Annotated in this window: 11 protein-coding genes; 3 read left to right on the forward strand and 8 right to left on the reverse strand. The window is 66.5% G+C overall.

Annotation, left to right across the window (positions count from 1 at the left end; all coding sequences use genetic code 11):
• Positions 1 to 565, reverse strand: a 565-nt coding sequence (locus A5736_RS11480; protein WP_076246274.1) for a TetR/AcrR family transcriptional regulator, incomplete at its 3' end; no start/stop codon positions are given.
• A 182-nt stretch (positions 566 to 747) separates the two neighbouring features.
• Here A5736_RS11480 and A5736_RS11485 point away from each other — a divergent pair.
• Both A5736_RS11485 and A5736_RS11490 read left to right on the forward strand, forming a co-directional pair.
• Positions 748 to 1,848, forward strand: coding sequence for an NAD(P)-dependent oxidoreductase (locus tag A5736_RS11485; RefSeq protein WP_076246264.1), 1,101 nt, complete (start codon positions 748 to 750; stop codon positions 1,846 to 1,848).
• Positions 1,849 to 1,875: 27 nt separating this feature from the next.
• On the forward strand, positions 1,876 to 2,421 hold the full coding sequence (locus A5736_RS11490) for a bifunctional 2-polyprenyl-6-hydroxyphenol methylase/3-demethylubiquinol 3-O-methyltransferase UbiG (protein WP_139333264.1): 546 nt from the start codon (positions 1,876 to 1,878) through the stop codon (positions 2,419 to 2,421).
• Between the two features lie 4 nt (positions 2,422 to 2,425).
• On the opposite strand, the gene A5736_RS11495 is transcribed toward A5736_RS11490, so the two are convergent.
• The 3 genes from A5736_RS11495 to A5736_RS11505 are packed head-to-tail and all read right to left on the reverse strand — an operon-like array spanning position 2,426 to position 4,332.
• Complete coding sequence (locus A5736_RS11495; RefSeq protein WP_076124252.1) at positions 2,426 to 2,767, reverse strand: thiocyanate hydrolase; 342 nt, start codon at positions 2,765 to 2,767, stop codon at positions 2,426 to 2,428.
• A 6-nt stretch (positions 2,768 to 2,773) separates the two neighbouring features.
• Positions 2,774 to 3,433, reverse strand: a complete 660-nt coding sequence (gene scnC / locus A5736_RS11500; RefSeq protein ID WP_076246276.1) for a thiocyanate hydrolase subunit gamma — start codon at positions 3,431 to 3,433, stop codon at positions 2,774 to 2,776.
• Positions 3,434 to 3,477: 44 nt separating this feature from the next.
• A complete protein-coding gene (locus tag A5736_RS11505; protein WP_076246267.1) occupies positions 3,478 to 4,332 on the reverse strand; it encodes an SH3-like domain-containing protein in 855 nt (284 codons plus the stop codon).
• Positions 4,333 to 4,405: 73 nt separating this feature from the next.
• Between A5736_RS11505 and A5736_RS11510 the strand changes: the two genes are divergently transcribed.
• Complete coding sequence (locus tag A5736_RS11510) at positions 4,406 to 5,251, forward strand: enoyl-CoA hydratase-related protein (protein WP_076246278.1); 846 nt, start codon at positions 4,406 to 4,408, stop codon at positions 5,249 to 5,251.
• Positions 5,252 to 5,328: 77 nt separating this feature from the next.
• Here A5736_RS11510 and A5736_RS11515 read toward each other — a convergent pair whose 3' ends face one another.
• From A5736_RS11515 to A5736_RS11530, 4 genes are all read right to left on the reverse strand, one after another.
• Positions 5,329 to 7,029 (reverse strand): FAD-binding protein, encoded by a 1,701-nt coding sequence (locus A5736_RS11515; protein ID WP_076246269.1) that lies wholly within the window; start codon positions 7,027 to 7,029, stop codon positions 5,329 to 5,331.
• Positions 7,026 to 8,402 carry an SRPBCC family protein gene (locus A5736_RS11520; protein WP_139333265.1) on the reverse strand — a complete coding sequence of 459 codons (1,377 nt, stop codon included), beginning with the start codon at positions 8,400 to 8,402 and terminating at the stop codon, positions 7,026 to 7,028. Before A5736_RS11520 ends, A5736_RS11515 begins: the two co-directional genes overlap by 4 nt.
• A 14-nt stretch (positions 8,403 to 8,416) precedes the next feature.
• Entirely contained in the window at positions 8,417 to 9,955 is a 1,539-nt protein-coding gene (locus tag A5736_RS11525) for an acyl-CoA synthetase (protein WP_076246271.1), read from the reverse strand.
• Positions 9,956 to 9,973: 18 nt separating this feature from the next.
• The coding region (locus tag A5736_RS11530; RefSeq protein ID WP_076246273.1) for an enoyl-CoA hydratase/isomerase family protein at positions 9,974 to 10,725 on the reverse strand (752 nt) is incomplete at its 5' end.

Genomic DNA, 10,725 nt, shown 5'->3' on the forward strand with positions numbered 1-10,725 from the left:
GGTTGACCGCCTCGTCGAGCTGGCCGGCGATCTCGTCGTAGCTGACGAACCGCGCGGTCATCAGGGCACCGGCGAAGGTCATTTGCAAGGTGGATTTCACCGCGCGCGGCCAGCCCGGGCCCAGCGCGGCCCCGATCCGTCTGGATACCTCTTCGCCGATCTGTTCGCGCAGCGGCTTGACCGCCGGATCGTCGGCCATCAGGGCCGCCCCGCATGCGATGGTCAACTCCGGCTCGTCGGCGACGACCATCGCCATGTCCCGCATCGTCGCGCTGACCCGGGTTTTGGTGGTGTCGTTGTGGGTATGCAGCGGAAGTTCCCGCAGGAAGCGCAGATACACGGCCGCCACCAACGCGCTTTTCGACGGGAAGTAGGTGTAGGCGCTGGCGGGCGATACGCCGGCCCGGCTGGCGACGGCACGCATGGTCAGGGTGGCGTAGGAGGATTCACGCAATTCCGCTAGACCGGCGTCGAGAACTTTGCGGATCGTCTGCCCGGGCCGGCGATCAGACCGGCGGGATGTGCGTGCCCCGGCACGGACCGGAGGAGCAACTTCTCTAGACACCCGTCCAGTGTAGGGAACAAAAGGTAGCGCCGACAATTCCGAGCGCGGGCGACGCCGATCCGCCTATTGCGGCGAATACGGGCTCCTTTCGCAGCTTGGTTGACCTTGCCCGTTGGCGGTGAAGCCGCTACCCTCGGGCACCAAATACAGACATCTGTCCAGAAATTTATCGGGGGGCCGCCATGACCGATAGTTGTGTTCTCGTCACGGGGGCATTCGGCCTGGTCGGCTCGGCGGTGGTGGCCGAGCTCGCCAGCCAGGGCGGCCGGGTTGTCGCGACGGACCTCGACGTCCCCGCGAATCGCAAACGCGCCGACGCGTTCACCGCCCGCCCCGGGGTGGACGTACGGTGGGCCGACCTGACGTCGGCGACGGACGTGGACGCCCTGCTCGCCGCCGTAACGCCTACGGCCATCGTTCATTTGGCCGCCATCATTCCGCCGTTCTGCTATGCGCGCCCCGGCCTGGCACACGCGGTCAACGTGAACGCCACCGCGAGCCTGGTCCGGGCGGCCTCGGTGATGCCGACCCCGCCGCGCTTCGTGCAAGCGTCCAGCGTCGCGGTCTACGGCGCCCGCAATCCACACCGCACAAATGAGTTGTTGACGGCGTCGACACCACTGCAACCCAGCGACCTCTACGGCGCGCACAAGGTCCTGGCGGAGGAGTGTGTGACCAATTCGGCGCTGGAGTGGGTGGTGCTGCGCCTCGGCGGGGTGCTCCTGGCCGAACCGCAGTGGGCACTCGACCGCGATCTGATCTTCTTCGAAGCGGTACTGCCTTCCGACGGGCGCATCCAAACCGTCGACGCGCGCGACGTCGCCCGCGCGTTCACCGCGGCCACCGTCACCGAGCACGTCCGCGAAGTATTTCTCATCGGCGGCGACGACACCCACCGCGTCACGCAGGCCGACGTGACCACCGAGGCCGTCGCGGCAATGGGCTTGCGGGGCGGGTTGCCGGCGGGACGGCCCGGCAATCCCGACGACGACCGGGCCTGGTTCGCCACCGACTGGATGGACACCGAGCACGCGCAGAATGTGCTTGGTTACCAACGTCATTCGCTGCCCGCGATGTGCGCCGAGATCCGCGCCAGGGTCGGGTGGCGCCGCTGGCTGCTGAGGCCGCTCGCACCCGTGCTGCGCTGGTATCTCAGACGGCGGTCGCCGTATCGCGGGTTCCCCGGCCACCACGCGGACCCGTGGGGAGCGATCGAGAAGCGCTGGGGCGACCCACGTCCGGCGCCGCGTATCGACGCGGAGGTACCGGCGGTGCGGCGGTAGGCCACCCGCCCGCTTAAGGTGGCGCCTGTGACCGGGGAGGACCGACACCGCTGGGATCTGCGGTACACCAGTCGGGGCCCGGCCGACGCCGGCGACCTCGGCGCGCCCGGCGTGTTCGCCGGCTATGCGGAGGAATTCCCGACCGCGGGCCGGGCCCTCGATGTGGCATGCGGCCAGGGGCTCGGCGCGGTCTGGCTGGCCTGCCGAGGGTTGACCGTCTGGGGTCTGGACGTCTCTCCGGTGGCCATCACCCAGGCGCGGGATCTGGCCGAGCGCAGCGGCGTCGCTGATCGGTGCCGGTTCGATGTCGTCGATCTCGACGACGGTCTGCCGGACGGCCCGCCCGTCGACGTCGTTCTCTGCCACAAATTCCGCGACCGCCGCCTGGACGCGGCGATCATCGGGCGGCTTGCGCCCGGCGGATTACTCGCGATTGCGGTGCTCAGCGAGGTCGGGGCCGAGCCCGGGCCGTTCCGTGCGGAGGCCGGCGAGCTGCCCGCGGTGTTCGCCGCACTTAACGTGGTGGCCGCCGGCGAAGGGGAGGGCTGCGCCTGGCTGCTGGCACGCGCTTAACGACTCAGGCTTCCAGCCTGGCCCGCACCACGGCCATCCGCTCTTCGAGCTCCACCTCGTCGATGATGCCGCGCGCCACGAGGGAGTGTGCCAGCGCAACCAGCCGATTCTCGGGGTAGGGCAGATTCGAGTAGACGGTTGCCGACAGCGCGTCCTCTTCGTCACGTCGATCGACGAAGTTGAGTATTTCTGGGCCGCAAGCACTTTGATCGAGTGCATCGCACATTCCGTCGAGGCTCGTCTGCCACGGCGGCACCGGGTTATCGACGCCATGCTTGGCGGCCATGCGGCTCCAGACCTGGTTGCGTTCAACAATTTTGGACAACGGTGCGATCGAATTACTCATCTGTCGCTAGTCCACGGGATGGATGGCCGGTCGGGTCTGGGTGATGACGTTGGAGGTCACCCCCGCTTTGGGCAACGCGACACCGATCAGGCAATCGCGGGTGACGATTTCGGCGAGCTGGTCTTCGGTCCAGCCCTCGGTTCCTTCAGGACGGACGGGCAGCACCATGAACCGGTGCTTTTGGTTGGAATCCTCCACGCGAATCTCCACCTCTTCCGGGAGGTACAGCCCGAACTCCGCCAGCACCTGCCGCGGCCAGCGCACGATGCGGCGGCGGAAGTTGGGCGTGCGGTACCACTCGGGTGAATTGCCAAGAATGGGGCGCGGATAGCAGGAACACAACGTGCACACGATGACATGGTGCAGGGTGGGCGTGTCTTCGAGCACGTGAAAGGCCGTGAAGTCACTCGGTGTTCCGAAACCCGTCGGTTGCAGCCAGTCGACACCGACTTCCTTACTGGCCGCAAGCGGATCGGAGAGGGCCAGCTTCTTGAAGTCAGGATCGAGCCATGCCCGGGCCACCAGGTGAGCGGCGGGCGTCGGGCCGATCTGCTCGGCGAATTCGGTGAAGCGGCGATGATCCTCAGCGGTGAAAATCCCCTTCTCGATACATAATTCGCGCAGGGCGATCTCGAGCACTTCGAAGTCGGTGATCTCATCCACCATCGGTGCGGCGGTACGGTCGTGGTCGTGGTCGTCGTCGTGTGCGGTCACGCTGAGGTCCTTTCGCCCGCCGCTTCGAGCCACCGCTCGGGGATTTCCGTCTGCACCGTGTCAGTGTCCGGCCCGGTATAGCCGTGCCACAGCTCGGCGAGGTTGAACCGAACGATGTAGAACCATTCCGGCTTCTGGTCGGGCCCGTCCCAGGTTTCATCCTCGGCGGCGGGGCTTTCGTACGAGACGACCGCGATCTCGCCCTTGGCGCCACGCACATACTCCTGGGTGCGGGTATAGAACAGGACGGGCAGCTCCCGAACGACGACCTTGTCGCCGACCCGGAACTTCGGGTCGCCCGCTTGTCCCGCGTACACCTGCGGGTCGCCCTTGCCGGCCGCGTGCCTGTGGTGACGGTTGCGGTCGACGCTCGACGGATCGCCTTCGAACTTCGGCTTGGCCTCTATGGGCTTGCCCTGCAGGCCGCCTTGATATCGCGCCTTCACCTCGGCCATCCGTTCGGCCAACTCGGACAGGCCGATGTGATGCTTCTCGACAAGGATGCGCGCGACGGCCAGCAGCCAGCGCCCGTAATAGGGCAGTCCGAGATAGATCGTGCGACCCAGGTCGACGTTGCCCATCCGGCGGCGTTCCTCCGACAGCCAGATTCCGCGCCAGCCGAGAACCTCGCACATGACGTAGGTGTTCTCTTCCCACGCCTCGTATTGCTTGTTCTCCCACCGGATCGGGGCATCCGGTTCGCCGCCGACGTCGTGCGGGGTCTTGGTGTACGCGGCGAACCGTTCGTGGTCGATCAGGTCGGGTGTGGGTGCGTCGGGAAGTTCTGGGTAAGAGGATTTGAGCCGGGCAACCAGGTCGAGACGGGCTATCCGGTCCGACGGAGTCGTCATGGCCTACAGCTCACTCCTAGCGGCGAGATCGCGCAACCACTAAGCGAATCCCGTGTCCGGTAATGTCACGAAGATGGAGCGGCGCGAGCTCGAAGCGGTCATTTACGAACGCGAACCGCCGATTGCCCGGATCATTCTGAATCGGGCCGAAAAAGCCAACACCAAAGACGCGGTGCTGGTCACCGAAGTCGACAGTTGCCTACACGAGGCCGACCGCGACAAGGAGATCAAGGTCGTCATCCTCAAGGCCAACGGCAAGGGCTTCTGCGGCGGTCATGTGGCTCGCTGGGGTCCGGACGAGAACCCGTACCCGGATTTCGGGGATACGTTCGAGGACCTCTATAAGGGCACCGCGGACCTGTTCCTGTGGCCGACGCTGTATTTGTGGGAATTCCCCAAGCCGACCATCTCGCAGATCCACGGTTATTGCATGGGCGGCGGGATTTACCTCGGGCTGCTGACCGATTTCTGCGTGGCGTCCGAGGACGCGTATTTCCAGATGCCGCTGGCCCAAAGCCTCGGAGAACCCGGCGGCCACACCATGATCGAGCCCTGGTTGATGATGAACTGGCACCGGACCATGGACTGGTTGTTGCTGGCGCCGACGCTGTCCGCGCAGCAGGCCCTGGATTGGGGCCTGCTCAACAAGGTGGTGCCGCGCGAAGATCTCGAGGCCACCGTCGAGGAGATGGCGCGCAAGATCGCTCAAATCCCATTGACCACGCTGATGGCGGTGAAGAGCAACGTCAAGCGGGCCTGGGAGCTGATGGGCATGCGGGTGCACCTGCAGGTCAGCCACATCCTGACCAACATGGTCGGCGCGGCGTCCGATGTTCAGGCGCGGCGGGCCGAGCTCATGCAATCGGGCATGAAGCCGCGCGAATTCGTGGGCCGCGGCGAAACGGACTCGGGGGACTAGCCCCGCGAACGTGACGCTGCAGTCACGTTCGAGGCCGAGCGTGACGCTGCAGTCACGTTGGAGCCGGGCGCCGGGGGTTAGCGGCTCATCTCGCCGGCGATCTTGCGGCCCGCGGCGTGGCGCGCCGCGACGTAACCGAACACCATCGTGTTGGCGATGCTCGCACCGGCGCCCGGATACGTCCGGCCCATCACCGTCGCGGTGGTATTGCCGGTCGCGTACAGGCCCTCGATCACCCGGTCCCGCTCGTCGAGGACCTGCGCGTATTCGTTGGTAATCACGCCCCCGCACGTCCCGACGTCCGCCGGCAACACCCTGGTCGCGTAGTACGGCGCGCGGTCGAGCGGCCCGACGGCCGCGTTCGGTCGATAGCCGGGATCGCCCAGGCAGTCGTTGTAGGCCGATTGCCCCCGACCGAAGTCGGGGTCGAGGCCCTTGGCGGCGAACTGGTTGAACCGCGCGACGGTGCGTGCCAGTTCGTCTGCGGGAACGTCGATTTCACGGGCCAGGTCGCCGATGGTCTCGGCCCGCTTCACCGCGCCGCCCTCGATCAGCTCGGGGGGCAACTGCCGGTTGCGTTTGAGGGGATTGCCGCTGGTGACGTATCGGCGAACATAACCCTCGTCGAAGATCATCCAGCACGGCACCGCCTTGTTGGCATACATCGCCTTGCCGACCTCGACGTAGGAGTTGGACTCGTTGCAGAACCGGCGGCCCGTCGAGTCGACGTAAATGGCCCCGGGCCGCTGCCGCCCCGATCCGAGTGACGCGGCGACGGCGCCACCGTTAGCGATGAAAACCGAAGGCAGCCACCATGCTTCGTCGAGAAGATCGGTTTTGGCGCCCAGGCGCATCGCCGTCTGCAGCACCTCGCCGGTGTCCCCGGCGTTGGCGATCGACCACTGCGCCTCGTTCGGCTGGTCTCCGCTGTATTTGCGCCGCATCTCCTTGTTGTGGCCAAAGCCGCCGGCGGCCAGCAGCACACCCTTGCGCGCCTCGATGTTCAGCGTCTCGCCGTCGTGGCGGACGCGGGCGCCGACGACCCGGCCGTCTTCGACGATGAGGTCCTCCAGCGCGGCATCGGTCCACAACGGAGGCTCGCCGTCACCAAGATCGATCAGTGCCTTCAACATCTGGGCGATCAGCGAGGCGCCGTTGGTCAGGATCTGGCGCCGGCGCATCCGCGCCGACACGGTACGCAGGAACACCCTCGTCGCCACCGCGAATGCGCGCGGCGAACGGTTGAAATACTGAACCGAGCGCAGCTCGTTGGTCAGCACCACATACCCGTAGTTCTTGGCCAGCGGCGGCTGCACCTTGTCGTGCCAGCTGCCGAGCTCGGCGGCGTCGAAGGGAACTCCTTCGACCGCGCGGCCGGACTCGTTGCCGCCCTTATGGTTTGGGTAGTAGTCGCTCCAGCCCGTGCATCGAATCAGCCGAACCCCTCTGCGAACAAGAAAATTGATCATCTCGAAGCCGGCGGTGAGAAAGACTTCGCGACGTGCGGGCGAGGACGCGGCGCCGATGTCGCCGACCACGTCGGCCAGATAAGCCAACCCGGCCTCGTGCGAATCGGCGATTCCGTCGGCCCGCATCAACGGGTTGTTCGGCATCCACACGATGCCGCCCGAAAGCCCGGTCGAACCGCCGACCAGGCCCTGCTTCTCGACGATCAGCGGCTCCAGCCCGCTGTCGAGCGCGGCCAGTCCGGCGACCATGCCCCCGCCGCCGCTTCCGGCGATCAGCAGGTCGACGGAACGGTCCCAGCGGGTCGTCATCGTGCCTCCGCGGCGGTGCTAGAGCCAAAGCCGAGGTCGGCGACCGGAACGTCAATGGTGGTGTTGGTCTTCTGAATCGCGGGCACCAGCGATTCGTACGGCAGGCCGGCGAGGAAGCCGTCGACGACGCGTTCGAAGTTGGAGATCAGTCCCTCGATCCGATTCGACAGCCGCATGTATTCGAATCCCTTGGAGTGCAGCCCTTTTTGCTGACGCGGCAGGTTCGAGAAGTCCTGGGCGGGGATGGGTGGCCAGCGCGGGTCGTCGGGCGCCATCGGTTCGGGTGGTGTCGGCTTGCCCGCGGACTGGTCCGCGGGCAAACGGGTCAACGACCAGATCTCGAACAGCGTTTCCTCGGGGCCCAGCGGGCGGATCCGGTAGGACGAGGCGCTGCTGTAGGTGGGCAGGATGAAGTGGTGCGGGAAGCAGAAGCCGATCGCGTCGGTGATCCCGCGGCGGATCAGATCGTTGAGGTCCGGCATGTCGCTGCCGCGGGCCCGGTGCCAGCCGACCACGGCGTCGTTGAGGGCGCTGCGCCAGGCGGTCATCGCCTCGGCCGGGTCGGACGGAAGCGCGATGGTCTGCAGCCCCTCGGCGATGCGGATGTCGTTCTCGTGGGTCATGCCGCCCATGCCGTCGCCGAGGGTGCGCATGAAGTACAGGCTGCTGGCGACGACGGGATGCACCGCCTCGGACGGGCTGCCCGTCTGCGCCGAGGGCAGCAGCTGCGGGTGTGTCTGCGGGACGTGGTAGCCCTCCATGAACGCCGCCGTCGCGAGCTTCCAGTTCACCGGTAGTCGACACGATTGCCACCACTCGACGCGCAGCGATTCCACCTTCCAGGCGTCATAGATCGAGGCGAACGGCTCCATGCAGTCCCGCAACGGGGGCGCGCCGTCGTCGAGGTTGATCCATGCGCAGCCACCCCAAAGCTCGCACCGGACGGAGACGAGTTGCAGGTCGTGCGGACACAGGTTCTCCTCGGCGAACTCCTCCGGCCGCAACACGAACGTGTTGCGACCGTCGATGCCCCAGCACCAGCCGTGGAACGGGCAGACGAAGGTACGCCGATTTCCGTTGCCCTCCACCAGCTTTACCCCGCGGTGACGGCACGCGTTGTGGTACGCGCGGACGTTCTGGGCATCGACTCGCACCACGATGATCGACTCGTCGAGGATCTCGTACTCCACGAAGTCGCCGGGCTTGGGAATTTCCTCGAGCCGGCAGGCCATCTGCCACACGCGCGGCCAGAACATCTCCTTCTCCAGCGCATAGAACTCCGGATCGTAGTAGCGCTGCTTGGGAATCCGGTCGACCGTCTCCACCGCCCACGGCACCGGCAGCGGCGTCCAGTGCACATCGGTGCTCACCATTTTCGTTCCCTCGTTCATAGGATCCGCGATGCCCTGCCGTGCCAATAGCGTTCACGGATACGCTTCTTGTAGAGCTTTCCGTTCGGGTCCCGGGGCAATTCGTGCTCGAATTCGACGGTGCGCGGGCACTTGTAGCCGGCCAGGTGTGCCCGGCAGTATTCGATGAGCTCCGCCTCGAGATCGGGCCCGGGCGTGACGCCTTCGGCCGGTTGTACGACAGCCTTGACCTCTTCGCCGAACTCGTCGTTGGGAACGCCGAAAACCGCCGCATCGACCAGTTTCGGATGCATCACCAGGACGTTCTCGGCCTCCTGCGGGTAGATGTTCACCCCACCGGAGACGATCATGAACGTCGATCGGTCGGTCAGGTACATGTACCCGTCCTCGTCGACGTAGCCCATGTCGCCCAGCGACCGCCAGCCGCGGTCGTTGGACACCGACGCGGTCTTTGCGGGATCCTTGAAGTACTCGAAATCGGGCCCACCTTCGAAGTAAAGCTCTCCAGCCTGCCCGGTGGGAAGCTCCCGTCCGTCCTCGTCGAGGACGTGCACCGGCGCCATCGGTATGCCCACCGAACCGGGATGGGCCAGCCACTCCTCGGGACCGATCGTGGTACCCGCGAATCCCTCAGTGCCCCCGTAGTATTCGTGGATGATGGGCCCGAACCACTTCATCATCTGATGCTTGACGTCGACCGGGCAGGGGGCGGCCGCGTGGATGACGCACCGCAGGCTGGAGACGTCGTATTTGTCGCGGACGGCCCTGGGCAGCTTGAGCATCCGGACGAACATCGTCGGCACGAACTGCGCGTGGGTGACGCCGTGCGTCTCGATCAGTCGCAAAACGGTCTCGGCGTCGAATTTCGCCATGACGATCGCCGCGGCGCCCACCCGATGGACCGCCATGGTGTAGTTCACCCCGGCAGCGTGGTAGAGCGGCGCGGGGGAGAGGTACACGCTCGATCGGTCCATCCCGTACTTGTGGGTGAGCGCCAGCTCCAGCACCGACTGGGCCCACGAGCCGTTGCCGTCGCCCGGAAGCGGGCGGCGAACGGCCTTGGGACGTCCCGTGGTGCCCGACGAGTAGAGCATCTCCGAGCCGTCCGCCGTCGGCGGCGGATCACCGGCCGCGGCCAGCGCGTCCTCATAGGCCCGCCAGCCCGGCGGCGCGGCACCCCCGACGACCAGGTGGACGTCGACCGCCGCGTTGACGTCGCGGACGTGAGCCGCGAGGTCGCCCATCGAGGCATCGACAAAGACCGCCTTGGCGTCAGAGTCGTCGATGACGTAGCAGACTTCTTCGGCGGTGAAGTGCGTGTTGACCGGGGTGTAGTAGAGCCCGGAAAGCTGGCAGCCCCAGGTGATTTCGAAGAACTCGGGCCGGTTCGGCAGCACCAGGGCCACCCCGTCGCCGCGACGCAGCCCGGCGCCGTGCAGCATCGCGGCGACCCGGAGGCTGCGGGCGTGCAGCTCGCCGAACGCGATCGTGGGGCCGCCGGCCATGATCAAGGCCGGCGCCTCGGCGGCAGCGATCGCGTGGTCGGCGATGTTCACCAGCGGACCTCGAACGGTTTACGTGGTCGCGGCGCCGTCGGTCGACGCGGCCGCCGCGGCCTGGCGCCGGGCCTGCTCGGACGGCAGCACCTTGTCCTTGAACACCTGCTGTATCAGCTCCTGCACATCCTTGCTTATCGACGCCAACGCGACGAGGTCGTTGGAGCTCTGCCAGTGCACCCGCATGCCCATCAGCTCCCAGGCCCGCTTGAGGTTGGCCTTGGTCGCCAGCAGCGTCGTCAGCGGCGCCTGGGCGATGTGGCGGGCGATGGCGTCGGCGCGCGCTTCCAGTTGGTCGTTCGGCACCACCTCGTTGACCAGGCCGACCTCCAGCGCCTTCTTGGCGTCGATGACCTCGGCGAGGTACAGGTAATAGGCCGCCCGGCGCCAGTTCATGAAGACCCACGGCTCGATCGAGCATTCGCCCGACGGCATGCCGAAGCCCTGCAGCGGCGGGTAGGAGAAGTAGGCGTCCTCGGCGGCGATGACGATGTCGGTGGTCAGCCCGTAGTGGGTGCCGCCGCCGACGCAGTAGCCGTGGACGGCCGCGATGGTCGGCTTGGAGAACTCCCACAGGTTCAGGATGGGCTTGACGAACAGGTCGGTCTGCGGCTTCCACGGCGTGCCCATGTGTTTGGCGCCCTCGACGAACTCCGGGTAGTCGACCGCGTTGTTGCCGATGGCGTGCCCCGAGCAGAAGCCCTTGCCGTTGGCCTTGAGGATCAGCACCTTGATGTCGTAGTCGCGGTCGGCGTCCAGCAGTGCCGCGT

The sequence above is a fragment of the Mycobacterium sp. SP-6446 genome (assembly GCF_001954045.1).
Taxonomy (GTDB): Bacteria; Actinomycetota; Actinomycetes; order Mycobacteriales; family Mycobacteriaceae; genus Mycobacterium.

Coding starts and splice junctions, on each gene's coding strand:
- A5736_RS11485 (WP_076246264.1), top strand. CDS start 748: ATGACCGATAGTTGTGTTCTCGTCACGGGGGCATTCGGCCTGGTCGGC.
- A5736_RS11495 (WP_076124252.1), bottom strand. CDS start 2,767: ATGAGTAATTCGATCGCACCGTTGTCCAAAATTGTTGAACGCAACCAG.
- scnC (WP_076246276.1), bottom strand. CDS start 3,433: ATGGTGGATGAGATCACCGACTTCGAAGTGCTCGAGATCGCCCTGCGC.
- A5736_RS11505 (WP_076246267.1), bottom strand. CDS start 4,332: ATGACGACTCCGTCGGACCGGATAGCCCGTCTCGACCTGGTTGCCCGG.
- A5736_RS11510 (WP_076246278.1), top strand. CDS start 4,406: ATGGAGCGGCGCGAGCTCGAAGCGGTCATTTACGAACGCGAACCGCCG.
- A5736_RS11515 (WP_076246269.1), bottom strand. CDS start 7,029: ATGACGACCCGCTGGGACCGTTCCGTCGACCTGCTGATCGCCGGAAGC.
- A5736_RS11520 (WP_139333265.1), bottom strand. CDS start 8,402: ATGGTGAGCACCGATGTGCACTGGACGCCGCTGCCGGTGCCGTGGGCG.